General features: G+C 69.2%; 27 protein-coding genes. 15 read left to right on the forward strand and 12 right to left on the reverse strand.

The annotated features are described in order from the left end of the window. Positions 1-37: 37 nt before the first annotated feature. On the forward strand, positions 38-427 hold the full coding sequence (locus Q9K23_RS04820; RefSeq protein WP_053777758.1) for a DUF5319 domain-containing protein: 390 nt from the start codon (positions 38-40) through the stop codon (positions 425-427). Positions 428-510: 83 nt separating this feature from the next. Here the strand turns inward: Q9K23_RS04820 and Q9K23_RS04825 are convergent, their stop codons facing one another. The 3 genes from Q9K23_RS04825 to Q9K23_RS04835 all read right to left on the reverse strand — a co-directional run bounded on the left by Q9K23_RS04825 (position 511) and on the right by Q9K23_RS04835 (position 3,060). Beyond that, complete coding sequence (locus Q9K23_RS04825) at positions 511-1,443, reverse strand: anti-sigma-D factor RsdA (protein WP_261977981.1); 933 nt, start codon at positions 1,441-1,443, stop codon at positions 511-513. Then, positions 1,427-2,017: a sigma-70 family RNA polymerase sigma factor gene (locus Q9K23_RS04830; RefSeq protein WP_053777706.1), complete on the reverse strand. Its 591-nt coding sequence runs from the start codon at positions 2,015-2,017 to the stop codon at positions 1,427-1,429. The genes Q9K23_RS04825 and Q9K23_RS04830 overlap by 17 nt, the downstream gene beginning before the upstream one ends. Before the next feature lie 152 nt (positions 2,018-2,169). Continuing rightward, positions 2,170-3,060 carry a hypothetical protein gene (locus tag Q9K23_RS04835; RefSeq protein ID WP_305950409.1) on the reverse strand — a complete coding sequence of 297 codons (891 nt, stop codon included), beginning with the start codon at positions 3,058-3,060 and terminating at the stop codon, positions 2,170-2,172. A gap of 418 nt (positions 3,061-3,478) precedes the next feature. On the opposite strand from Q9K23_RS04835, the gene Q9K23_RS04840 reads away from it, so the two are divergent. Further along, the gene (locus Q9K23_RS04840; RefSeq protein ID WP_053777703.1) at positions 3,479-3,775 is read left to right on the forward strand and encodes a WhiB family transcriptional regulator; all 297 of its coding nucleotides are present in this window, start codon (positions 3,479-3,481) and stop codon (positions 3,773-3,775) included. Positions 3,776-4,029: 254 nt separating this feature from the next. Here the strand turns inward: Q9K23_RS04840 and groL are convergent, their stop codons facing one another. The 3 genes from groL to Q9K23_RS04855 all read right to left on the reverse strand — a co-directional run bounded on the left by groL (position 4,030) and on the right by Q9K23_RS04855 (position 7,092). Continuing rightward, on the reverse strand, positions 4,030-5,649 hold the full coding sequence (groL, locus tag Q9K23_RS04845; protein ID WP_053777702.1) for a chaperonin GroEL: 1,620 nt from the start codon (positions 5,647-5,649) through the stop codon (positions 4,030-4,032). Positions 5,650-5,766: 117 nt separating this feature from the next. Further along, positions 5,767-6,066 carry a co-chaperone GroES gene (gene groES, locus Q9K23_RS04850; protein ID WP_006334733.1) on the reverse strand — a complete coding sequence of 100 codons (300 nt, stop codon included), beginning with the start codon at positions 6,064-6,066 and terminating at the stop codon, positions 5,767-5,769. 222 nt (positions 6,067-6,288) lie between these two features. Then, positions 6,289-7,092 carry an IclR family transcriptional regulator gene (locus Q9K23_RS04855; protein ID WP_082365950.1) on the reverse strand — a complete coding sequence of 268 codons (804 nt, stop codon included), beginning with the start codon at positions 7,090-7,092 and terminating at the stop codon, positions 6,289-6,291. A gap of 69 nt (positions 7,093-7,161) precedes the next feature. On the opposite strand from Q9K23_RS04855, the gene Q9K23_RS04860 reads away from it, so the two are divergent. The 3 genes from Q9K23_RS04860 to dmpG all read left to right on the forward strand — a co-directional run bounded on the left by Q9K23_RS04860 (position 7,162) and on the right by dmpG (position 10,012). Next, on the forward strand, positions 7,162-7,974 hold the full coding sequence (locus Q9K23_RS04860) for a fumarylacetoacetate hydrolase family protein (RefSeq protein WP_305950410.1): 813 nt from the start codon (positions 7,162-7,164) through the stop codon (positions 7,972-7,974). A 62-nt stretch (positions 7,975-8,036) separates the two neighbouring features. Next, the gene (locus tag Q9K23_RS04865) at positions 8,037-9,002 is read left to right on the forward strand and encodes an acetaldehyde dehydrogenase (acetylating) (protein ID WP_020792621.1); all 966 of its coding nucleotides are present in this window, start codon (positions 8,037-8,039) and stop codon (positions 9,000-9,002) included. Next, positions 8,999-10,012, forward strand: coding sequence for a 4-hydroxy-2-oxovalerate aldolase (gene dmpG, locus Q9K23_RS04870; protein ID WP_020792620.1), 1,014 nt, complete (start codon positions 8,999-9,001; stop codon positions 10,010-10,012). Before Q9K23_RS04865 ends, dmpG begins: the two co-directional genes overlap by 4 nt. Before the next feature lie 176 nt (positions 10,013-10,188). Here dmpG and tsaD read toward each other — a convergent pair whose 3' ends face one another. The 6 genes from tsaD to alr are packed head-to-tail and all read right to left on the reverse strand — an operon-like array spanning position 10,189 to position 15,325. Beyond that, on the reverse strand, positions 10,189-11,235 hold the full coding sequence (gene tsaD, locus Q9K23_RS04875) for a tRNA (adenosine(37)-N6)-threonylcarbamoyltransferase complex transferase subunit TsaD (protein WP_053777701.1): 1,047 nt from the start codon (positions 11,233-11,235) through the stop codon (positions 10,189-10,191). Next, positions 11,232-11,747, reverse strand: coding sequence for a ribosomal protein S18-alanine N-acetyltransferase (gene rimI / locus Q9K23_RS04880; protein ID WP_020792985.1), 516 nt, complete (start codon positions 11,745-11,747; stop codon positions 11,232-11,234). The genes tsaD and rimI overlap by 4 nt, the downstream gene beginning before the upstream one ends. Next, the gene (gene tsaB / locus Q9K23_RS04885; protein ID WP_305950411.1) at positions 11,744-12,520 is read right to left on the reverse strand and encodes a tRNA (adenosine(37)-N6)-threonylcarbamoyltransferase complex dimerization subunit type 1 TsaB; all 777 of its coding nucleotides are present in this window, start codon (positions 12,518-12,520) and stop codon (positions 11,744-11,746) included. Before tsaB ends, rimI begins: the two co-directional genes overlap by 4 nt. Continuing rightward, complete coding sequence (gene tsaE, locus Q9K23_RS04890; protein WP_053777700.1) at positions 12,502-12,957, reverse strand: tRNA (adenosine(37)-N6)-threonylcarbamoyltransferase complex ATPase subunit type 1 TsaE; 456 nt, start codon at positions 12,955-12,957, stop codon at positions 12,502-12,504. Before tsaE ends, tsaB begins: the two co-directional genes overlap by 19 nt. Next, the gene (locus tag Q9K23_RS04895) at positions 12,957-14,081 is read right to left on the reverse strand and encodes an alpha/beta hydrolase (RefSeq protein ID WP_053777699.1); all 1,125 of its coding nucleotides are present in this window, start codon (positions 14,079-14,081) and stop codon (positions 12,957-12,959) included. The genes tsaE and Q9K23_RS04895 overlap by 1 nt, the downstream gene beginning before the upstream one ends. Further along, complete coding sequence (gene alr / locus Q9K23_RS04900) at positions 14,078-15,325, reverse strand: alanine racemase (RefSeq protein ID WP_082365955.1); 1,248 nt, start codon at positions 15,323-15,325, stop codon at positions 14,078-14,080. The genes Q9K23_RS04895 and alr overlap by 4 nt, the downstream gene beginning before the upstream one ends. A gap of 226 nt (positions 15,326-15,551) precedes the next feature. Between alr and Q9K23_RS04905 the strand changes: the two genes are divergently transcribed. The 10 genes from Q9K23_RS04905 to Q9K23_RS04950 all read left to right on the forward strand — a co-directional run bounded on the left by Q9K23_RS04905 (position 15,552) and on the right by Q9K23_RS04950 (position 23,822). Further along, positions 15,552-16,427 carry a PaaX family transcriptional regulator C-terminal domain-containing protein gene (locus tag Q9K23_RS04905; RefSeq protein WP_305950412.1) on the forward strand — a complete coding sequence of 292 codons (876 nt, stop codon included), beginning with the start codon at positions 15,552-15,554 and terminating at the stop codon, positions 16,425-16,427. Then, on the forward strand, positions 16,424-17,365 hold the full coding sequence (locus Q9K23_RS04910; RefSeq protein WP_053777696.1) for an alpha/beta hydrolase: 942 nt from the start codon (positions 16,424-16,426) through the stop codon (positions 17,363-17,365). Before Q9K23_RS04905 ends, Q9K23_RS04910 begins: the two co-directional genes overlap by 4 nt. A gap of 150 nt (positions 17,366-17,515) precedes the next feature. After that, positions 17,516-18,442 carry a transporter substrate-binding domain-containing protein gene (locus tag Q9K23_RS04915; protein WP_053777695.1) on the forward strand — a complete coding sequence of 309 codons (927 nt, stop codon included), beginning with the start codon at positions 17,516-17,518 and terminating at the stop codon, positions 18,440-18,442. Between the two features lie 20 nt (positions 18,443-18,462). After that, entirely contained in the window at positions 18,463-19,344 is an 882-nt protein-coding gene (locus Q9K23_RS04920; protein ID WP_053777694.1) for an amino acid ABC transporter permease, read from the forward strand. Further along, entirely contained in the window at positions 19,341-20,156 is an 816-nt protein-coding gene (locus Q9K23_RS04925) for an amino acid ABC transporter ATP-binding protein (RefSeq protein WP_020794242.1), read from the forward strand. The genes Q9K23_RS04920 and Q9K23_RS04925 overlap by 4 nt, the downstream gene beginning before the upstream one ends. A gap of 28 nt (positions 20,157-20,184) precedes the next feature. Continuing rightward, complete coding sequence (locus Q9K23_RS04930; RefSeq protein ID WP_305950413.1) at positions 20,185-20,901, forward strand: SDR family oxidoreductase; 717 nt, start codon at positions 20,185-20,187, stop codon at positions 20,899-20,901. A gap of 35 nt (positions 20,902-20,936) precedes the next feature. Beyond that, positions 20,937-22,205 carry a hypothetical protein gene (locus Q9K23_RS04935; RefSeq protein ID WP_187343559.1) on the forward strand — a complete coding sequence of 423 codons (1,269 nt, stop codon included), beginning with the start codon at positions 20,937-20,939 and terminating at the stop codon, positions 22,203-22,205. Continuing rightward, the gene (locus Q9K23_RS04940) at positions 22,202-22,513 is read left to right on the forward strand and encodes a TIGR04076 family protein (protein WP_053777691.1); all 312 of its coding nucleotides are present in this window, start codon (positions 22,202-22,204) and stop codon (positions 22,511-22,513) included. Before Q9K23_RS04935 ends, Q9K23_RS04940 begins: the two co-directional genes overlap by 4 nt. Then, complete coding sequence (locus Q9K23_RS04945) at positions 22,510-22,812, forward strand: TIGR04076 family protein (RefSeq protein ID WP_020790414.1); 303 nt, start codon at positions 22,510-22,512, stop codon at positions 22,810-22,812. The genes Q9K23_RS04940 and Q9K23_RS04945 overlap by 4 nt, the downstream gene beginning before the upstream one ends. After that, positions 22,809-23,822 (forward strand): LLM class flavin-dependent oxidoreductase, encoded by a 1,014-nt coding sequence (locus Q9K23_RS04950; RefSeq protein ID WP_020790418.1) that lies wholly within the window; start codon positions 22,809-22,811, stop codon positions 23,820-23,822. The genes Q9K23_RS04945 and Q9K23_RS04950 overlap by 4 nt, the downstream gene beginning before the upstream one ends. The last annotated feature ends 62 nt before the right edge of the window (positions 23,823-23,884 follow it).

Consider the following 23,884-nt stretch of genomic DNA (forward strand, 5'->3'; position numbering starts at 1 on the left):
GCGGCGCAGGTCACCGAAGATCGGCTACCGTGGTGGTGTGCGTGACCACCTCCCTCCCGGACTCCCACCGGACCCGTTCGCCGATGATCCGAGTGATCCCGCGGCGGCACTGGACTCCGTGGAACCGGGAATCCCACTCGACGAGAACGAGCGTCTCGCAGTGGAAGAGGATCTCGCCGATCTCGCCGTCTACGAGGCATTGCTGGCCCACCGCGGGATCCGCGGTCTGGTCGTGGTCTGCGACGACTGCCACGAGGACCACTATCACGACTGGGACATGTTGCGCGCCAACCTGCTCCAGCTGCTGATCGACGGCACGGTCCGTCCGCACGAGCCCGCGATCGATCCGTGCACGGAGTGCTACGTCACCTGGGACTACTGCCGCGGGTACGCCGACGCGCGCGCCCACATCGATCACGAACGCTGAGCCGGCACCGGCCTCACGCGATCACCGACGCACGCACCGCCCGCATCCGGGCGGTGTCGCGTCATGAGTGGAGACCCGGTCGCTCAGGACGGGGTGGTCGTGGTGGTGGTGATCTCCTCCGGTGCACTCGGCACCTGGGTGACGGTGGCACTGGTCGGTGACGGGGTCTGCGACGGCGGTGCCGGAGTGGTCTCCACCGGCGGTGTGGTGGTCTGCGGTGTGGTGGTGCGCGCCCGCACGTCCACACTCGTCGACGACCCACCGGTGGTGGTCCCCGGTTCCGAGGTCATGCCGCCCGGCCGGGTCGTGCCGGATGCCTCCGACGACGCGGTCGACGACGCCGTGGCCGATCCGGGCTCCTCGGTCTTGAGCCGGTCGATCCATTCGGTCATCTGGTCGCGGGTCGCGTCGTCGCGCACCGGGGCGAGCCGGGTCTGGGCCCGCGCGATCAGCTCATGCGCGCTCTCGGTGTCGCCGGCGGCGAACGCCGCCTCGGCCTGCTCGAGATCGGCGCGGACGTCGAACGACGCCTGGGTCTCCGACGCCGCCGAGGCGAACACCACCTGCTTCACACCCCAGAGGGCATCACCGGGTGCGGCGCCCTCGCTCACCACCGTGAGACCGGCGGCGGCGACCACCGCGATGGCCGCGGCACCGGCCACCACACGCAGGGTGCGCACGACCGTGGCACCGCGCTTGGCCGGACGCTGCGCCGCGATGGCGCGGTCGACCTCGTCGATCCCCGGCAGCGGTGGCGCGGGTGTGGTGATGGCCTCGTGGCGCCAGCCGGACAGGAGCGCGGCGAGCTCGTACTCGGCGTCGTCGCGTGTCTGCGTGGGCTGATCGCGTGACAACGAGTCGAGGAACGCGTCGTCGAAGTGGACCTGATTCAGGTCGATGTGACCGTCGTCGGGCTGTCCGTGCCCGCCTTGTGCCGATCCCGGACCCTGCATCGCCCCCGACGACTGCGGGCCCGGCATCGGTCGACGTCGATCCCGATCACGCTCGTCGCTCATCGCGTCGCCCTCCTGCCTTCCTCAGTTCGTCTTTCAATTTCGCCAGTGCACGGTGCTGGGCCACGCGAACGGCGCCGGGAGTGCTCCCGACGGCGTCGGCGGTCTCCTCGGCGGACATCCCGACGACCAGGCGCAGCACGAGGATCTCGCGCTGCTTGTCCGGGAGCACCGACAACAGCATCCGCATCCGGCGACTGCCGTCGGAGTCCAATGCCGCCTGTTCGGGCCCGCCGTTGACCGTCATCACATCGGGCACGCTGTCGACGGGGTCGGCCTTGACCCGGCCGGCCACACGCATCGCGTCGGCCACCTTGTGAGCGGCGATACCGTAGACGAAGGCCATGAAGGGCTTGCCCTGATCCTCATAGCGGGGCAGCGCCGTCATCACCGCCATCAACGCCTCCTGTGCAATGTCATCCGCGGAGAACAGATGGCGTTCTCCGACACCGATCCGCCCTCGGCAGTAGCGCAGGATCGGCTCTTGCACGCTTTCGAGGACTGACGTGAGCGCGTCGCGGTCACCGAGTCCGGCAGCCCGGACTGCGGCGTCCAACTCAACACCTGTCAATTTCATCGTCAGCAGAGATCCCCGTGTTACGCATTGTGTGGCCGGTCTCACCGGCTCGGTTGACATAGGCACGCCACTTCGCCCCCGGCGCGGGCCCACCGCTGCTCGAACTCGGTTCGCGAACACGGCGTCGGACCCCAAACACCTTAGCGATCGGGTCAGCGCGGGACGAAAACCATGCCGCGTGCGCTCAGCGCCGCCTCGATCCGCGCCTGCTCGGTGGCCGTCGCCGCGGAGTCGTCGCCGACACCTCGTCCCAGCATCACCGCAGCCCACTGCAGGGGCAGCAGGCCGGCCTCGGCGGCACGCCGACGACACCCGTCCGCCCCCGACCGGGCGACCTCGATCCGCCCGGCCGCCGCGTGGGCGGCCGCGGAGATCAGCGCCGTCTTGATCCGGTGACGGTCCAGACCGACGTCGTCACGACGGTCCATCAGGTCGACCGCCCGGGCGGCACGATCGAGCGCGGTGTCCGGGTCACCGCTGTACATGGCGAGCTCGGCGGAGACCCAGAGAAGACGCAGGCGTCCGCGCGCGGACGTCTGCCACGGTTCCCGCGCACCCGCGGCGGGCTCGGGCGCGAGGATCGCCCCCGCCCGCCGCAACAGTCGTGCCGACGCCGAGAACCGGCCCAGCCCGAGATTGTCGGCGGCCAGGTTCACCACTGCGTCCACCGCGGCCGCCCGAACCCACTCGTCGCCGGCCCACTCGTCGCCGGCCCACTCGCCGCCGGCCCACCGCGCCGTGCCCGGACCCCACCGCGTGATCGAACCCGCCCCGGTGAGCGCCGCGAGCCCGGCCCCGTCCCATCCCAGCGCCACCTCGTGCCGGCCGGCCTGACGCAGCAACGATCCCGCTGTAGTGCGCGCGAACGACAAAATCGTGGGATCGTTACGGCGTCGCGCGTCGACGAGGAGCTCCTCGAGAGCGGTCAGCGCCGCGGCGACCTCTCCGCGGCCACCCCGCTCGACGGCGGCAAGCCAGACCGAAATGGCCGACCGAGCGGGAGAAACGTGGCCCAGGTCACCGGCAGAATTAGCAGTTAGCATGAATTTAACTCGCCGTCACAATTGTTAAAGCGGTCGAGAAAATCAACTCCGGGTGACTTATATATTTCCAATGGGTTACGGGCGTTTCCCGGGTCACGAACCGATCGCATCCCGGATTCGTACCACGAAGCACCGCATCTGCGCAGAAACTGCCAGTTCACAGGCCATTTCACCGGGTGACCGGGAACCCGGGGCGACACCGCCGGACCACTGTGATAGTGCAGAGAACCCCTCTAACACCCAGTTAACAACACCGGAATCTTTGCCATCATTTCGGCCGAATTGGCGGTATTGACGCTGTTTCTGGCGCCCGCCTACTGTTTTGCTTGCGCAGTTCGGAACGCCCCACGACACCGACTGAGCGTGGACACGCAACGAGCCGGCCCCGGTTCCTCGTCCTGACGAAGGAGAAGCTGACATGCCCCAGCCCAACCACCTCCCTGGCCCCAATGCAGACGTGTGGGACTGGCAGATGCACGGCTTGTGCCGCGGCGTTGAGTCCTCGATGTTCTTCCATCCCGACGGCGAACGTGGCCGTGCACGGGCCCAGCGCGAGCGTCGCGCCAAGGAGATGTGCCACCAGTGCCCGGTCATCGCCCAGTGCCGCGAGCACGCCCTCGCCGTCGCCGAGCCGTACGGCATCTGGGGCGGGCTCTCCGAGTCCGAGCGCAGCATGCTCATGAAGCGTGGCGTGGGACGCCGCATCGCCAGCTAGGCACCCACACACTCCACCACGACGGGACCGCCGGCGCGACCCGAACGGGCGTGACCGGCACTCCCACACCGGTTGGCCCACCCGGCTCCCCCGGGCCCGGCACCGACCGACACCGACGTCCACGACACCAGATCCGACAGCCAGATCCCACAACGCAGACGACTCCGCGGTGGTCACCCTCAGAGGGTGACCACCGCGGAGTCGCTGTGCGTCAGTGCGCCCGGGTGGGCGCCGTCGGCCGGATCAGTGCGACGTCAGTGCGCGTGACCGTGGCCGTGGCCGTGGTCGTCGGCGGCCTCGGCGGGCCGGTCGGTGACCGCGGTCTCGGTGGTCAGGACCATGCGGGCGACCGACGCGGCGTTGACCACCGCGGAGCGGGTGACCTTGGCCGGGTCGATGATGCCCTCGGCGACGAGGTCGCCGTAGGTCAGGGTCGCGGCGTTGAAGCCATGGCCCTTCTCCGCCTCGGTGACCCGGTGCACGACGACGGCGCCGTCGACTCCGGCGTTGGTGGCGATCCAGTACAGCGGGGCCTTGACGGCCTCGCGGACCACCTTCACACCGAGCGCCTCCTCGTCGGGGAGTTCCTCGGCGAGGGCATCGAGCACGGCCGCGGCCTGCACGATGGCCGACCCGCCACCGGGGATGATGCCCTCTTCGACAGCGGCCTTGGCCGCGGCGACCGCATCCTCGACGCGGTGCTTGCGCTCCTTGAGCGCGGTCTCGGTGGCCGCACCCACGCGGATCACGGCGATACCGCCGGCCAGCTTGGCCAGCCGCTCGGCGAGCTTCTCGCGATCCCAGTCGGAGTCGCTGTTCTCGATCTCGCGACGCAGCTGGGCGGCGCGGTCGGCGACGGCCTCGGCGGTACCGGCACCCTCGACGATCGTGGTGGCGTCCTTGCTGACGGTGACGCGGCGGGCCGACCCGAGCAGGTCGAGGTCCGCGGCGTTCAGCGAGATACCGATGTCGGAGGAGATCACCGTGCCACCGGTGACCACGGCGAGATCCTCGAGGAAGGCCTTGCGACGGTCGCCGAAGAACGGCGCCTTGACCGCGACGACCTTGACGGTCTTGCGGATCGAGTTGACCACCAGGGTCGACAGGGGCTCACCCTCGACGTCCTCGGCGACGATCAGCAGCGACTTGCCCGCACCCACGACCTTCTCCAGCAGCGGCAGGAAGTCCGGCAGCGAGCTGATCTTGTCGCGGTAGAGCAGGATCAGCGGATCGTCGAGGACCGCTTCCTGTGCGTCGGGGTCGGTGACGAAGTACGGCGACAGGTAGCCCTTGTCGAACTGGACGCCCTCGGTGATGTCGAGCTCGGTGTGCAGACCCGAACCCTCCTCGACGGTGACGACACCGTCGGTGCCGACGGTGTTCATCGCCTTGCCGACCAGCTCACCGACCTCCTCGTCACGCGAGGAGACGGTGGCGACCTGTGCGACACCGTGCTCGCCGGTGACCGGGGTGGACAGGCGCAGCAGTTCTTCGCTCAGCGCGTCGGCGGCCTTGGCGATGCCGGCGCCGAGCGTGATCGGGTTGGCGCCCGCGGCGACGTTGCGCAGACCGGCGCGAACGATGGCCTGGGCGAGGACGGTGGCCGTGGTGGTGCCGTCACCTGCGACGTCGTTGGTCTTGGTCGCAACCGACTTGACCAGCTGGGCACCGAGGTTCTCGAAGGGATCCTCGAGGTCGATGTCACGGGCGATGGTCACGCCGTCGTTGGTGACGCTGGGGCCACCGAATGCCTTGGCCAGCACCACGTGCCGGCCGCGCGGCCCGAGGGTCACCTTCACCGCGTCGGCGAGCTGATCGATGCCGCGCTCGAGTGCGCGCCGGGCCTTTTCGTCGAATTCGATCTGTTTTGCCATCAGGGCTTTCTCTCTGTGCTGGCTGATCGTGCGGCCGGGTCACCGGCCGCACGGACGACTCCGCCCCGGTGCCCACTGGGCGCCGGGGCGGGAAGAGTCACGAGGGTCTCGCGATCCTTACTTGCCGATGACGGCGAGCACGTCGCGCGCCGACAGGATCAGGTACTCCTCACCGGCGTACTTGATCTCGGTGCCGCCGTACTTGCTGTAGATGACGGTGTCACCTTCCTTGACGTCGACCGGCACGCGGTTGCCCTGCTCGGTCACGCGGCCCTCGCCAACGGCGATGACGGTGCCTTCCTGCGGCTTCTCCTTGGCAGTGTCCGGAATGACCAGACCCGACGCGGTGGTCGTCTCGGCCTCGACGGCCTGCACCAGGATCTTGTCCTCAAGCGGCTTGATGTTCACGCTCGCCACGATGTGAGTCCTCTACTTTCTCATCTGAGAAAACGATGTTCTTGTTTCTGCGGGGCTCTGCCACGAGACTTCGTCGTCGCGGGTGAACGAGGTCTGCTCGCAGTGCCTCCTAGCACTCTATACATGAGAGTGCCAGCACTCAAGGCTCGCGGCTGCAAAAGATCAGCCCGCAGCGAAATTCGTCCCCGACGCGAGGACGCGCGTTGACCGGTGGGCCCGCGACTATCGTCTCGCCAGCACCCCGGCGATCCCCGCGGCGGCGGCCCGCACCGCCGCGACATGGGCCTCCGGGCGGAACCGGCCGACCGGGCCGGTGACACTGATCGCCGCGACCGCCTCCCCGGTGCCGGTGTCGAGAACCGGCGCCGACACACACAGCAGACCGAGCGTGGACTCCTCGCGCTCGAACGCGACGCCCGCCTCGAGGATGGTGGCCAGGCGGCGCCTCAGCAATCCCGATGCGACGATCGTGTGCGGCGTCCACGGCTTGAGCGGCCCCGCCAGCACCTCCTGCTGGAGTTCGGGATCTGCGTGCGCGAGAAGAACTTTACCGATGGCCGTGCAATGCAGCGGCATACGCCCGCCGGTCCTCGACGGCGATCGCGCCTGCCGGTGTCCGCCGATCTTGGCGATGTAGACCACCTCGGCACCCTCGAGGACGCCCAGGTGCACCGTCTCCCGGGTCCGTTCATAGAGGTCCTGCAGGAAGGGCATCGCCACCTCCAGCAGGGTCCGTTCGGCCGACGCCCGCATCCCCAGCTCGAAGAGCCCGCCCGAGAGCCGGTAGCCGCGCTGGTCCTTGTCGAGCAGCCGATAGGTCACCAGGTCCCCGGCGATCCGGTGCACCGTCGGCTTGGACAGCCCGGTCCGGCGGACGAGTTCGGCCAGCGGGAGCACACGATCCTCCACCCGGAACGCCCGGAGTACCGCGACCGCCTTGCCCAGCACGGTGCTCAGATCCGCCCCGGTGGCGTCCACCGCACCGGCCCCCCGGACATCCGTCTGCTTGGCCGCCTCACCCGACATCGGATCAGCGTATCGCTGAGTGGAACGTTTTGGTAGGAGAACCCACCGACCTGCGGCGACAGTGGAGTCATGACAGAGCAGGTCACCACCCCAGCACCGATCACCGACGCGGCGATCACCGAGGCGGCCGCCCGGCTGCGGACCGCATCGGAATCCGCCACCCCCGTCGCCCCGGTCCGCGACCTGATCGGCACCGCCGACATCGCCGCGGCCTACGCCGTCCAGCAGGTCGGGGTTGCCGAACGGCTCGCCGGTGGCGCCCGCCGCGTCGGCCGCAAGATCGGGCTGACCTCGGAGGCCGTGCAGGCCCAGCTCGGGGTCGACCAGCCCGACTTCGGTGTCCTGTTCGACGACATGGTCATCCCCGACGGCGGCACCCTGGCGACCGGTGCGGTGCTGCAGCCGCGCGCCGAGGCCGAGCTGGCCTTCGTCCTCGCCGACGACCTCGACGGCGAGATCGACGCCGCCCGGGTCCGCGCGGCGATCGCCTACGGTGTGGCGGCCATCGAGATCTGCGGCAGCCGCGTCGCCGACTGGGACATCAGCTTCGGGGACACCGTCGCCGACAACGCCTCGGCCGGCGCGTACGTGCTCGGCACCGATCACAAGACCCTCGCCGAGTTCGAACCCCGCGAGGTCACCATGACGATGTCGATCGACGACGCCGAGGTGTCCACCGGCACCGGCGCCGCCTGCCTCGGCGACCCGATCGAGGCCGTCGTCTGGCTCGCCGAGCAGGTTCGCGACCTCGGTGAGCCGCTGCGGGCCGGCGAGATCATCCTCTCCGGCGCACTCGGCCCGATGCGTCCGATCACCGCCGGCGCCACCGTGTCGGCCACCGTCGCCCCGCTGGGCACCGTCACCTTCACCGCCCAGCAGTAGCGGCCACTCGCACCAGTCCCCGCACCACACCTTCGAGAACCCCAGAACAGCAAGGAGATCCGATGACCACAACAGGTCAGAAGACCAAGGTCGCCATCATCGGGTCGGGCAATATCGGCACCGACCTGATGAAGAAGATCATGCGTAACGGCACCCACCTGGAGATGGCGGTCATGGTCGGCATCGACCCCGCCTCCGACGGTCTGGCCCGCGCCCAGAAGTACGGCTTCGAGACCACCGCCGAAGGTGTCGACGGTCTGCTCGCCTCCCCGCAGATCGACGAGATCGGCATCGTCTTCGACGCCACCTCGGCGGGCGCGCACACCGCCAACGACGCCAAGCTGCGTCCGCTCGGCAAGCGGATGATCGACCTGACCCCGGCGGCCATCGGCCCGTACGTGATCCCGGCGGTCAACCTCGACGAGCACATCGACGCCGCCAACGTGAACATGGTGACCTGCGGTGGTCAGGCGACCATCCCGATCGTCGCGGCCATCTCCCGCGTCGTCCCGGTCGCCTACGGCGAGATCGTCGCCTCCATCGCGTCGCGCTCGGCAGGCCCCGGCACCCGCGCCAACATCGACGAGTTCACCGAGACCACCTCGGCGGCCATCGAGCAGGTCGGCGGCGCCGCCCGCGGCCGCGCGATCATCATCCTGAACCCGGCCGAGCCGCCGCTGCTCATGCGCGACACCGTGTTCACCCTCGTCACCCTGCCGGCCGACGCCGACCCGGTGAAGGCCGAGATCGTCGACTCCATCGAGAAGATGGTCGCCGACGTCGCCGCCTACGTGCCCGGCTACCGCCTCAAGCAGAAGGTCCAGATCAACGAGATCCCGGCCGACCAGCCGGTGGAGACCCTGCTGGTGCCCGGCACCGACCGGCCGACCCACCAGGTGTCGGTCTTCCTCGAGGTCGAGGGAGCAGCCGACTACCTGCCCGCCTTCGCGGGCAACCTCGACATCATGACCTCGGCCGCCGTGCAGATGGCCGAGAAGATCGCCGCCACCAAGGAGATTCAGGCATGAGCACACCGATCTTCATCCAGGACGTCACCCTGCGTGACGGCATGCACGCCGTCCGCCACCGCATCTCCACCGAGGATGTCAAGCGCATCGTCGCCGCACTCGACGACGCCGGTGTGGACGCCATCGAGGTGGCCCACGGCGATGGACTCGCCGGCGGGTCGCTGAACTACGGCCCGGGCTCGCACACCGACTGGGAGTGGATCGAGGCCGCTGCGTCGGTGCTCACCACCGCCCGGCTGACCACGCTGCTACTGCCCGGTGTCGGCACCATCGGTGAGCTCAAGCGCGCCTACGACCTCGGCGTGCGGTCGGTCCGCGTGGCCACCCACTGCACCGAGGCCGACATCTCCGCCCAGCACATCGCCGCGGCGCGCGAGATCGGCATGGACGTGTCCGGCTTCCTGATGCTCTCGCACATGGCCCCGCCGGAGGAGCTGGCCAAGCAGGCCAAGCTGATGGAATCCTATGGCGCACATTGCGTCTACGTCACCGACTCCGGCGGCCGGCTCACCATGAACGACGTCGCCGCCCGCGTCGAGGCCTACCGGGACGTCCTCGACCCGCAGACCGAGATCGGTATCCACGCCCACGAGAATCTGTCCATGGCGGTCGCCAATTCGGTTGTGGCCGTGGAGAACGGCGCCTTCCGCGTCGACGCATCGCTCGCCGGACACGGCGCGGGGGCGGGCAACTGCCCGATCGAGCCGTTCATCGCCGTCGCCGATCTGTCGGACCTGAAGCACGGCTGCGACCTGTTCAAACTGCAGGATGCCGCCGACGACATCGTCCGCCCGCTGCAGGACCGTCCGGTCCGCGTCGACCGCGAGACCCTCACGCTGGGCTACGCCGGGGTGTACTCGTCGTTCCTGCGTCACGCCGAGAATGCCGCCAAGACCTACGATGTCGACGTCCGCGACATCCTGGTGGAGTGCGGTAAGCGTCGCCTCGTCGGTGGTCAGGAGGACATGATCATCGACGTCGCACTGGGACTGGCCGCCGCCAAGGCATAAGGCCGGTACGGGCTGCGCCGGCCCGGACATGGCATGGTGACATCACCGGTGAGAACCACCGCGCAGATGTCTTCGTGCAGAGGACCCATCATGCCCGGGCCGGCACAGCCGACCCTGCAGCCTCTCCTCGAGATCTCGCATCGGCCGTCGCGCACAACGCGCGACGGCCGTCGTCGTCAGAGCTGACTGAGCTGGACAGACAGTCCGGGATCGGTGGCGACGGTCAGCGGTGACGGTGCCGCACCGCCGGCGATCACATGGGCGCCGAGCGTCGCGATCATCACGCCGTTGTCGGTGCAGCGGCGCGGCGTCGGGACACGCAGGGTGATCCCGGCCGCGGCGCACCGCTCACCGGCCAGGGAACGGATGCGCGAGTTGGCGGTGGCCCCGCCGCCGAGTACCAGGGTGTCGACGCCGAGGTCGGTGCAGGCACGGATCGCCTTGAGGGTGAGCACATCGGCCACCGCCTCCTGGAACGACGCGGCGACGTCGGCCATCGGGACCTCCACCCCGTCACGGCGGCATTTCTCGACATGGCGTGCGACCGCCGTCTTCACCCCGGAGAACGAGAAGTCGTAGCGGGCGTCGCGCGGACCGGTCAACCCACGGGGGAACGCGATCGCGTGCGGATCGCCCTCGGTGGCGAGCCGGTCGAGTGCCGGGCCGCCGGGATAGCCGAGGTCGAGCAGCCGGGCCACCTTGTCGAAGGCCTCCCCGGCCGCGTCGTCGACGGTGGTGCCGAGTTCGACGATGGGCGCGGCCAGATCGGTCACGTGCAGCAGATGGGTGTGTCCACCGGACACCAGCAATGCCACGCACTCGGGCATCGGTCCGTGTTCGAGGGTGTCCACCGCGACATGTCCGCCGAGATGATTCATCGCATACAGCGGAACATCCCATGCCAGCGCATAGGCCTTCGCCGCGGCGACCCCCACGAGCAGCGCACCGGCCAGCCCGGGGCCGATGGTCACCGCGATCGCATCCGGACGGTCGATCCCGGCGGCCTCGCGGGCCCGTCGCATGGTCGGCACGATCGCCTCGAGGTGTGCGCGGGAGGCGATCTCGGGTACCACCCCACCGAATCGGGCGTGCTCGTCGACGCTCGAGGCGACCTCGTCGGCCAACATCACCGCGCGGCCGGGGGCGCCGTCGGTGCCGGGTTCCCAGGCGACGATCCCCACTCCGGTCTCGTCGCAGGAACTCTCGATTCCCATCACGATCATGAGGTGGCGCCTCCTGCGTCGTCGGTGCCGACGCGTCCGGACGCCGACGGTCGGATCATGGTGTGGGCATCGGCGCCGGACGGCTGGTAGTAGCCTCGCCGGATACCTGCTGTGGCAAAGCCGTTGCGCTCGTACAGCGCGATGGCGGTGTCGTTGTCGGTGCGCACCTCGAGGAACACCGGCGCGTCGATCGCGTCGGCGACGGCGAGCAGCGCATCGAGCAGGGCACGACCGTAGCCGAGGCCACGGTGGGTGTGCGCCACCGCGATGGTGTGGATCTCGCATTCGTAGGATCCGGGGATCCCGAGTGTGGAGATCCCCGCATACCCGATCACCGGATCGCCGGGATGCTCACGGGCGGCGAAGTACCGGTTGTACGGGGCGTTCAGTTCGGCGCGGAATGCGCTTGCCGGCCATGGTGAATCGGCAGCAAAGCTCTGCTGCTCCAACTCCACGACCCGCGGGACATCGGCGAGTTCGAGGGCGTCGATCACGAGTTCCGCGGCACTCACGGTGTCACCGACTTGGGCCGTTGGTCCTTGCGTTCCACCGCATCCGGGCGTCGCAGATAGAGCGGGACGAGCGGTTCCGGGGTCGCCCCGGCCAGGACAGCTGCCGCCGCCGCGGTCGCCAGACCCGACACCGTCGGAATGGTCGACGCGGGTTCGGTTGCCGTCCAGCCGATCTGGGACAGGTGTGGCGCCGATCCGCCGACCGCGTCGGGGGTGGTGCCGTCGAGGTCTGCGGCCACCGCCGCGGGTGCGGCGACCTCCGGCCCGCGAATCCGGCCGGTGCGCGTGTAGAGCGCCCAGTACACCTCGCGGCGCCGGGCGTCGGTCGCCACGGCGATCGTCGACGCGGTCGGCGCCGCCCCGGCCACCTCCACGGCGATCGCGTCGAGTGAGCACACCCCGTACACCGGCAGGCCCAGGGCGTCACCGAAGGCGGCCGCGGTGGCCATCCCGACCCGCAGGCCGGTGAACGGGCCGGGGCCCACGCCGGCGACGACGGCATCGAGTTGTCCACGGCCGACCCCGGATTCGGTGAGGGTCTCGCCGATCAGCGTGGTGAGCAGTTCGGCATGGCGGCGATGATCGGCGACGGTCCGGTCGGCGAGCACCGTCACCACCGGCGGCTGTGCGTCGCCGCTCGTGATGGTGGCGATGCCGGTGACCACCGCGTCGGTGGCGGTGTCGACCACGAGGACCGTCCGCACCCCGCCGGAGGGGGCGGTACCGGTGCCCCTGGCATCGAATTCGGCAGTGCTCACTGGTGATTCACCCATTCCCATTCCGCGTGCCGCACATCGGTGTCCGGATCACGGCGCAGTCGTACGATCAGATGCCGGTCGGCCAGGCGTTCGGCCACACCCTCACCCCATTCGACGACGACCACGGCGTCGGCGATCTCGGTGTCGAGGTCGAGGGCGTCGAGTTCGTCGAGCCCACCGAGCCGGTAGGCGTCCACATGCACCATCCAGGGTGCGCCCGGGGCGCCCGGCCGGTGCTCGCGGGCGATGATGAACGTCGGTGAGGACACCCGGCCCACCACGCCGAGCCCGGCGGCGATCCCGCGGGCCAGCGCCGTCTTCCCGGCGCCGAGCGGACCGTCCAGGATCACCAGGTCTCCTGCCGAGAGATGCTGTGCGAGATCGAATCCCAGCGCCTCGGTGTCGGCGACCTCGGGTAGTTCGCGTTGCCCGGCAGAGTTGTCGGCGGCCATCACGCATTCTCCTTGAGACGCCACCAGCGGCGGCGGGGTCGCGGGGCGGCCAGGCGTGCCCGCCCGACCAGGTCGTCGATGGCGTCGGTGACCCGGTCGGGCACCTCCATCTGCACCATGTGCCCGGCTCCCTCGACCACCTCGAGGTGGGAGTCGGTGCCGAGTTCGCCGTACATGTAGAGCGAGTTCGGCAGCGGCGTCATCTTGTCCTGGTCACCGCACACCACCGCCGACGGCACGTGCGCGATCACCGGCAGGCCGAGCGTCTCGTCGTGGGTCTCGAGGACCGACAGGAAGTTCACCACCGTCGCGATCGGGGTGTTCTGCAGCATCTTCTCCACCGCACGGCCGGCTGCGGGGCTGTGGAACCGGGGCCCGAAACTCGCTGCCACCAGCACCGGTTCGAGGACCATGCGGGTCAGGTCACGGCCGGCCTCGATCACCCGCGGGGTGCGCCGGGCGACCACCGCGAACGCGTCGAGCAAGGGGTTGCGCAGGCTGCGGCCGAGCCCTTCCTCGGCCAGTCCGCTCGCCGCTGTCGCCACCAGGGCGACCCCTGCGACGCGACCGTCGGCGGCGAACAGTTCGGGATGCCGACGGGCCAGCCCGAGCAACGCCATGCCACCCATCGAATGCCCCACCAGCACAACCCGTCCCGCAGGCGCCACGGCGCGAACCACTTCGCGGAGGTCGCTCACCAGCTGATCCATCGTGCACGTCTGCGCGGGGGCGTTCTCGCTGCGACCGTGGCCGCGGAGATCGAAGAAGACCATACGAATCCGCCGGTCGGCCCATTTCTCGGCGAGCGCATACCGCTGGAAGTGCCAGCTGGCCAGGCGAAGACTGAAGCCGTGGACGAAGACCACGGTCATCTCGGGTGTCTCCCCCGAGGTGAGACCACCCAGGTCGACGGTGCGGACGGCCAGGGCGAGACCGTCGGCGGCGGGTACGGTCGACGCCGGATCGTCGTACATGGTGGTGAAGTCGATGCCGGCGTAGGGATCTCCCCCCGGGGGCACGCGCCGTCCATTGGCCGTGCGTACCGCCCCGGCGGTGGCCAGCCCGCCCAGTGCGGCGAGTCCCGCCGCCCCGGCGGCCACGCCGATCCGTTCCGATGGCTTCATCGCCGTTCCCCCACCTGCGGTTCTCCCACCGGGTCCGGGACCTGCGGGGCGTCGGCCGTGTGACCGGACCGGACGTAGGTCCGCGCGGTGCGACCGCCGATCCGCGACAGGATCTCGTAGTCGATGGTGCCGACCGTCTCGGCCCATTCCTGCGCGGTGGGCCCGCCGGTGAGGCCGGTGCCGAACAGTTCGGCGCGGTCGCCCTCCCGGACCCCGCCGCCGTCGGCGCCGAGGTCGATCACGATCTGGTCCATGCAGATTCGGCCGATCTGCGGGAAGTCCCGGTCGCCGATCCGCACCCGCAGGCGGCCGGACGCGGTCCTCGGGACGCCGTCGGCGTATCCCGCGGGTACCACCGCGATCATGGTGTCACGCTCGGAGACCCACGTGTGACTGTAGGACACTCCCTGCCCCGCGGGCAGACGCTTGACCAGGGCCACCTCGCCGCTCAACGTCATCGCCGGGATCAGCCCGAAGTCGCGGCCGGGGATGGGCACCCCGCCGTAGATCGCGATACCCGGTCGAACCAGATCGCGCGCGAGATCGGGCCTGGTCAGCGCCGCAGGCGAGTTGGCCAGGTGCATCACCTCGGGGCCGGCCCCGCGTCGCACGAGATCGGCACGCGCGGTGTCCAGTCGCCGCGCCTGCTCGGAGTTGAGGGGATGCTCGGGCTCGTCGCCGCGACCGAGGTGGCACATCATCGCGCGGACCGTCACGGCCCCCTCGGCGACGGCGGCGGCCAGGTCGGCGGCGAAGTCGGACCATTCGTCCGCCGCCACACCGCTGCGATTGAGTCCGGTGTCCACCTTCACCGTGATCGTGGCGGCGACGCCGAGGCCACGCGCCGCGCCCAGGACCCGGGCGAGTTGGCGGCGGGACGACACCGCGATGTCGACGTCGGCGGCGATCGCACCGCCGAAGTCGGCGTCGTTGGTGTGCAACCAGGCGGTGATCGGCGCATCCAGCCCGGCAGCCCGCAGCGCGAGGGCCTCCCCGATCACCGCGACACCGAGTTCAGTGGCCCCGGCCTCGAGCGCCGCTCGCGCGACCGGGACCGCGCCGTGCCCGTATCCGTCGGCCTTGACCACCGCGATCACATCGGCGCCGGACGCCGCTCGCACCACGGAGACATTGTGGGCGATGGCGTCGAGGTCGACAGTCGCGGTCAGGGCCGGATTGGTCGGCACCGGATCGGTCGGTACGGGCGTGGGCAGGGCTGTGTCGGTGGGATCTGGCGTGGTCATCGTCAGCCATTGTCCCAGATCACCGACTGTGATCTGGGTCGGCACCTCCGTGGCGTGACACTCGATCCGAGATGGGCTCGACGACAGCCGATTCCACGCCACGACGGCCTGGCCCGACGTGGGCGCACAAAGTCACGAACACCGAAACACGGGCGTAACATTTCGTAAACCAGACGGTCGTCACAGCAGTGATATGTTCTCGCCACCAGCCCGAGGAGAGACACCGATGGAAAAGATCGTTGACGAGTTCGATTCACGGCCCGGAAGTGCGACATCGCTGCTCCGGACCGTTCTGGGCGTCACCGTCGGCAACGACCGAACGCACTTGCCGACGTCGAGCATAGTCACCCTCATGGGCGCGGTCGGAGTCGCCGACCAGCCAGCGCGCACCGCCCTCACCCGCCTCAAGGCGAAGGGGCATCTCGTCGCACAGCCCGACGGCCCGACGCCGGGGTACGTGGCCTCCGACCGCGCCGCCCGGGTCTTCGCCCGTGACATCCTCCGCTACGTACGCCCGCGCCTGATGACCGACGGCGACCCGTGGTGCCTGATCTCGTTCTCGGTTCCCGAGCAGGATCGGGGCCTACGCCACCAGCTGCGCCGACGCCTCACCTGGATGGGCTGCGGCAATGTGGCCAACGGCCTCTGGATCTGCCCGGCATACATGGATGACGAAGTACACGAGATGGTCGCCGAGCTGGGCCTGACCGGCCACGTGACCACCTTCATCGTCAGCGAGATCCACGGCGAGACCCGACCGGACGTCGCCGTCACGCGCTGGTGGGACTTCGAGCTCGCCCGCGATCTGCACGATCACTTCCTGGCGGCACACGCCGCGGCGATGGCCGCCTACTCGCAGTCACCGGACCCGCGCACCGCCTTCCACGGCTGGACCAGGGCACTCGACCTCTGGCGCCCCATCACCTATGTGGATCCGGCGCTGCCGTCGTCGATGATGTCGGCCGACTGGCCCGGCACGGTCAGCGTGCCCAAGTTCCTGGAGCTCAGCGACAGCCTCGAACAGCCCGCGGGCCGGTTCATCGAGGAGGTCACCGGCCGGCGCTCGGCGATGTCGGCGTTCCGTGAGGAGTTGCCGCGATGACCGGGCCGGTGGTGATGCTCGACGGTGCGCAGTTCCGCCGTGCGCCGGGACACTGGCAGATCCTGCTCGCCCAGCGCCTCTGCGACGAGGGCATCGAGGTGTCCTACCCGCTGCTACCCGATCTCGACGATCCCGATGTCGACCAGTGGTGCAAGGCCTTTCGCCGCCATATCGACCCGGACACCATCGTGATCGCGCACGGGCTGTCGGCTCACTGCTGGACACGGCTGGCCGCCGATGGCGGCCCCGTCCCCGTCGCGCGCCGTGTCCTGCTGGTCGCCCCGCCCGGCCCGGGCCGACACCCCTGGGCCGACCCCACTCCCGACCCCGATCTCACGGCCCTGCGACCACTGTCCGTGGAGCCACCGACCATCGTTGTGGCGCGGGATGATCCGTGGCTGGGTGGACACATTCCCGACGCGCCCGCCGATTCCGGGGTCCGGGTGATCACCCTCCCGACCGGAGGCCATCTCAACGAGACGTCCGGGCTCGGCACGTGGGCTCCGGCCCACCACTGGGCGCTCACCGGCGACTGGCCCACCCCCCATGATGACGATGAACCCGATTGCACACCTGGGGCTCTCACCGATGTCGTCGGACCCGGAGAGCTTGCCGCGGTTCTCGCCCGGCTCCATCGCCCACACGGACGACGGCTCGGGATCGCCATCACCCCAGGTGTTTCCACCGACGCGACCGCCCAGGTCGCAACCATCCTGACCGCCGCCGGGGTCACCCCGGACCGCAGAATGGCCCTGATCCCGCCATCTCCGACCCGAGAAGGGCTGGACACCAACGAGATCGCGTATTTCGTCGACCGTTATGGCCACGAGTACACCACCGTGGTGACCACCGACATCGAGGTACCCGATCCCGCATCCCTGCACGATCCGCTGATCGCCGCGGGGTGTCATCTGGTCCGCATCCCGGCCATCCCCTGATCGGCATGTCACGTTCATGACGGCAATCACAAACATGAAATGTATTTGTAACGACAACCCAATACTGCGGTCATCACCGACCGCCAGAATCGTGTGAAGCCCCTTCTCCCGTCTGGGAAAACCACGCCCCCACAGAAACGGAAGCCCCTCATGTCGTCCCGACCGTTTGCAAAGCTCACGACTTCTCTCGCCGGAGCCTGCGCCGCCACCGCGCTCGCCGTCACCCTCGGTGCCTGCTCCACCGGCACCACCACGGAGTCCACCGGCTCCGGCACCCCGGCCAGCGGACTGCCCGAACAGATCGCCGCCAGCGGCACCCTCAAGCTCGGCGCCGAATGGTCGACCCCGCCGATCATCAGCGTCGACGCGTCCAACACCTCCCAGCCGGTCGGCATCGCCCCGGACCTCGCGGCCGCGATCGGCACCGACCTCGGCCTCACCCCGCAGTGGCGCAACATGCAGTGGCCGGCCCAGCTGCCCGGCCTGCAGTCGGGTGCCGTCGACGCACTCTTCGGCCAGATCTCCGACACCCGTGAACGCGAGGCCGGCGAGTTCGACCTCGTGCCGTTCATCAAGACCACCGAGTCACTGCTGATGCCGGCCGACAAGGCCGCCGGCATCACCTCGCTGGCCGACATGTGCGGCAAGACGATCGGCGCACCCGTCGGCGCCGTCCAGGTCGCCGCCGTGAAGGCGGTCAGCGACAAGGAATGCGCCTCCACCCCCATCAAGGTCTCCGAGTTCCAGGGCGCCAACGCCGCGATCAGCGCCGTGCGTTCCGGTGCCATCGACGCGTGGCTGGACACCACCCCCAGCCAGAAGAGCGCTGTCGCAGCCGATTCCAAGCTCACCGCGGTGGTCGTCCCGGACACCGAGATCGAGCCGCTCTACACCACGATCGCGGTCTCGAAGAAGAACGGTGCGCTGGCCACCGCCTTCGCCGACTCGCTGCGTCGCCTCAGTGAGAACGGCACCTACGCCAAGATCCTCGCCGACAACGACTCCGCCGACTCCGCGGTGACCGTCGACGAGATCAAGGTCAATCCGTTGACCGGCACGCCGGCCGGCACCAAGTGATCGGTGGATGACGAGTGGCCATGTCCAATTCCGTTGCACTCGAACCCCCGGACGTGACGCGGGCCGCCGGCCACGTCGACGTCAACAGCCTGCAAGTGGTTCCGGTCCGGCACTGGGGCCGCATGATCAGTGCGGCCGTGCTGATCGCGATCGTCGCGTTCTGCGTGTACGGCTTCGTGGTCAATCCGAACATCGAGTGGTCGGTCGTCGGCGACTTCCTGCTCGACGGCGGTGTACTCAAAGGCCTGCTGCTGACCCTCGAGATGACCGTCCTCGGCGTCGGGATCGCAGTGATCCTCGCCGTGGTGATCGGCGTCATGCGGATCTCCGAGAGCAGAATCCTGTCCGGCTTCGCCTCGATCTGGATCTTCTTCTTCCGGGGCATCCCGTTGGTGGTGCTGCTGATCTTCGTCGGCAACCTCGGACTGTTCGTCAACACGGTCAGTATCGCCAATCCCTTCGGCACCGCACCTCTCGTCTCCTTCCAGGTGCAGCAGGTGGTCACCCCGTTCGTGGCGTCGGTGATCGCGCTGGCCCTGACCGGCTCCGGATACATGGCCGAGATCGTCCGCGCCGGCCTTCTCTCGGTGGGCGTCGGACAGCACGAGGCGGCCAAGGCGCTCGGCGTGAACGGCGGCAAGACCCTGCGGTACATCGTTCTGCCCCAGGCACTACGGATCATCATCCCGCCGCTGGGCAACGAACTGATCGGCGGCCTCAAGGCCTCGGCGATCGTGTCGGTGATCGCCGGCGGTGACCTCATGACCGCGGTTCTCGGAATCTCCGGCGTCAACTTCCGCACCATCGAGATGCTGATCGTCGCCACCATCTGGTACCTGCTGGTGATCATCCTGCTCTCGATCGGCCAGTACTTCCTCGAACGACGGGCGGCCACCAAATGACGACAACACCCGACATCGTCACCCGGTCGGCCGATCCCGCCGCCGACGATCCGATGATCCGGATCTCCGGGGTCCGCAAGTCTTACGGCTCCACCGAGGTGCTCAAGGGCATCGACCTCGACATCCCCACCGGTGAGACGGTCTGCATCATCGGTCCGTCGGGCTCGGGCAAGAGCACCCTGCTACGCACCATGAACCACCTCGAGGACATCTCGGCGGGATCGATCACCGTCGACGGCGACCTGGTGGGCTACCGGCTCAAGCGCGGAAAGCTCTACGAACTCCGCGAATCCGAGGCGTGCCGGCGCCGCCTGGAGATCGGGATGGTGTTCCAGCACTTCAATCTCTTCCCGCACATGACCGCCCTGGAGAACGTGACCTTCGCCCCGATCAAGGTCAAGCGTGAATCCCCCGCGGCGGCCACCGAGTACGCGCGCTCGCTGCTGGCGCGCGTCGGGCTGGCCGACAAGGAGGGCTCCTACCCGTCGAAACTGTCCGGCGGGCAGCAGCAACGGGTCGCGATCGCCCGGGCACTCGCCATGCGTCCCAAGGTGATGCTGTTCGACGAACCCACCAGCGCGCTCGATCCCGAGCTCGTCGGCGAGGTGCTGTCGGTGATCAAGGACCTGGCCCGCACCGGCGGGATCACCATGGTCGTGGTCACCCATGAGATGGGTTTCGCCCGCGAGGTCAGTGACCGTGTGGTGTTCATGGATGCCGGTACCATCGTCGAGGTCGGTCCCCCGGCGCAGGTCTTCGACACACCCGCCCACGACCGCACCCGCACGTTCTTGTCGGCGGTGCTCCGATGACGAACACCGCGACGACGGACCCGTCGAGATGACCGATCCGATCGCGTTGGTCGCCGGGGCCACCGGTCCGCTCGGACGGAGGATCGTCGACCACCTGTCCGAACTCGGGCTACGCGTGGCCGCACTCAGTCGTTCCGGGGACCACCCGCCCGGCGCGCAGTGGTCGACGGCCTGCGACATCACCGACGCCGCGGCCGTCGACACCGCGCTCACCGATCTCGAGGCCCGTCTCGGAGCGGTGGACGTGCTGGTCAACGCAGCCCATCCGCGGGCGCCGGGCGCCACCGCCGTGGCCGACCTCGGTGCCGACGAACTCGCCGCGCAGCTCGCCGCCGTCGCCGGCCACCTCACCCTGTGCCGACGCGTCCTGCCGGGTATGCGGGCCGCCGGATCGGGGCGGATCGTGTACCTGGCCGGTGCGCTGATCGCCCGGCCGATCGCCGGACACGCGGCATACGGCACGGCCAAGGCGGCCGCCACCACCCTGACCCGGTACCTCGCCGTCGAGGAAGGCCGGTACGGGATCACCGCCAACATCGTCGCACCGGGTCGTGTGGTCGATCCCGACGATCCGGTCGACACCGACCCCGGCTGGGTGGCCGCCGCCGAGGCCCTGACCGCGCGGATGTCGTTGCCGGACTTTCCCACACCCGGCGACGTTGCGGCCACGGTCGGAACCCTGGTGACCAACCCCGCGGTCACCGGACAGACGATCTGGGTGACCGGCGGCGAGCCGATCACCTGATTTCGACACTCCCACTTAATGATTCGAGGTTCACAATGTCAATCACCGACACGACCGTCACAGAGACGACCCGCATCGGCACCAGCACGGCCGACGACGCCATCCCGGACCTGCTCGCCCTCGACTCGGCCGATGCCGTGATCACCAATGCCCGCAGGCTGCTCCCCGTCGTCGCCGAGGAAGCCGACGAGATGGAGCGGATCGCGCGCCTGAGTCCCCGCCTGACCACCGCATTCCGCCGCGCCGGCGTGTTCCAGATGGCGTTCCCCGCGTTCCGCGGCGGACTCGAGATGGGTCTGCGCCGGCAGCTCGACGTGGTTGCCGAAGTGGCCACCGTCGACGCCTCGGCCGCATGGAACATCGGCGTGCTCAACGCGACCGGCTACTACGCCGCCCGCCTCGGTGACGAGGCCTACGCCGAGCTCTACCCCACCCGCGACATGCCGACCAGTGGTTCGTTCCATCCACGCGGCCGCGCACAGGTGGTTCCCGGTGGCTATCTCGTGAGCGGGCACTGGGATTGGGGCAGCGGCAGCTACGTCGCCGAGCACGTGATCGGCAGCGCCAACGTCTTCGACGGCGACCAGCCGGTGATCGGCCCGACCGGCAAGCAGTTGCATCTGGGGATCTGGCTTCCGCGTGAGGCAATCACGGTGTGCGACAACTGGCAGGTGCTCGGGGTCAGCGGCTCGGGCAGCACCTCCTACGAGATCATCGAGCCCGCCTTCGTCCCCGCGTCACACTCGTTCGACCGCGACGCCGACTACGACCAGAACAAGGACCCGCTCAACCGCAGCGTCCACGTCAGCCACTTCGCGCTCACCGGCGTGGCCCTCGGTGTGGCCCGGCACCTGGTGGACATCACCGCCGACATCATCTCGGCGCGCGGCGTCTCCCACCTCGACGCCGCCACACTGCAGCGATTCGGTGAGGCGATCGCCGAGGTCGACTTCGCCTATGCGGGCAGCCGCCACGTCGCCGACATCACCGACGACACCATCTTCTCCGACCGGGTGCTCACCCCCACCGCACAGGCCCGGATGACCGGTGTCAATGCGGTCGCGGGCCTGGCGCTGCGCCGGGTCGTCGACCTCACCACCGATCTGGCGCGCGCCGGCTTCATCCGCGACGTCGACCCGATGCAGCGTGTCCTCCGGGATGCCTACGGTGCGCTCGCACACGCCGGCACCCGCCGTGATCATCTCGGTGCGCTCGCCCGCGCCGCGCTGAGCAGTGGCGGGGTGGACACCTCCGGGATGATGCCGGCCGAGCGAGCCCGCGAGCTGTTCGCCGAGCGCGGATGAGTGCCGACGCCGGCTCACCGGCGATGGTCGGTCCCACGCCGCGTGTGCGCGTGGTGATCGACCGGGCCGACGCGCCCCGCTGCGGAGCCCGGGTCGGCGACCACGTCACCATCGATGAGTCACGGATGTCCACGGACGGAAAGCCTTTCTGTCCCCACGCGTTGTCGGCGGTGTTGCCGTGCCTGGGCACGCGCCAGATGCCGCTGCCCGCCGACGACTGGCTGCTCCGCAAGCCCTACTTCCTGTGCCCGCATGTCGAGGAGAACGTGGTGATCACGATCGTGCCCGAGCCGGACGAGACGTCATGAGCGTCACCGTGCGCTGCACCGTCGAGTCGATGAACTACTCGGCATGCGGCCTGACCGTCGGCGATCACTTCGACCTGTCCGACACCGGCGTCATCGTGCCCGAGGGAAAGCAGTTCTGCTACTTCGCAATTGCCAACGTCTTGCCGGTCGTCCTCGGACGTCTCGACGCCGCAGAGGCCGACCACTACCTGAGGTCGTCGCCGCTTCTCGCCTGTCCGGACGCCCCGGAGGCCGTGCGGATGCGGGTGAGCGTGCTCGACGAGTCGGGCGTCATCACAAGCGAAAGGAGTGCCGGATGACCGGCCTCGTGTTCAGTGCCCGCATCGGTTCCCACGTCAGCGTGGCCGATGTGGTGGCCAAGGCGGAACTGGCCGAACATGCCGGGTTCGACCAGGTCTGGACCGGCAACGACTTCCTCGGCGAACCGGGCCTGGTGAGCCTGGCAGCGATCGCGTCACGTACCGACCGCATCCGATTCGGCTGCGGCGTGGTCGACCCCGTCACACTGCATCCCGGACAGATCGCGATGTTCGCCTCCGGCCTGCAGGAATTGTCCGGCGGACGGTTCATCGTGGGTGTCGGAGCGGGGTCGGACGTGTTCTACGCCAAGGCCGGGATCACACCGCCGTCGGGGCCGGTGGCCCGCACCCGCGACGCCGTGGTGGCGATCAAAGAGCTCTCCGCCGGCCGCAGTCCGGCCGGTGTGCCCGGAGCCGGACCCGGCTGGACCGACCTCGCGGTACCGCGTTACGCCCACGAGGTCGAGGTATACGTCGGTGCGATGGGCCCGCAGATGCTGCGGGTCGCCGGACGCTACGCCGACGGGGCCCTGCCCCTGTGTCTGCCACCGCGCCATGTCTTCTCGGTGATGAAGGAGATCAGCACCGGCGCCGCCGACAAGGGGCGCGACATCGCCGACATCGACATCGCCGCCTGCGTGTGGGCGTCGATCGCCGATGATCGCGACGAGGCACGCCACGCGATGGCCCATCAGATCGCGCTCTACTCCGGGTCGCTGTCCGCCGCAGTCCTCGCCGAGCACGGTTTCGACCCCGACGAGTTCGCCCACACCCAACGACTACTCGACACCGAGGGCGTCGCTGCCGCCACCGCATCGGTCACCGACGGGATGCTCGGCCTCGGCATCGTCGGTGGCGTGGACGACGTGATCACCCAGTGCTCCGAGCTGATCGAGGCCGGGGCCCGGCACATCTCCTTCGGTCCGCCGATCGGGGCCGACCCACTGCTCGCCCTCGGGTTGATCGGCACCACGGTGCTGCCCGAGTTGCGCCGCCTCGCCGATTCCTGATCCCGGGTGTCCCCACCCTCTGTCCCTGAACCCCTGCAGCACAACGAAACATGGTGAGACAA

This window comes from Gordonia sp. NB41Y (genome assembly GCF_030718915.1).
GTDB lineage: Bacteria > Actinomycetota > Actinomycetes > Mycobacteriales > Mycobacteriaceae > Gordonia > Gordonia desulfuricans.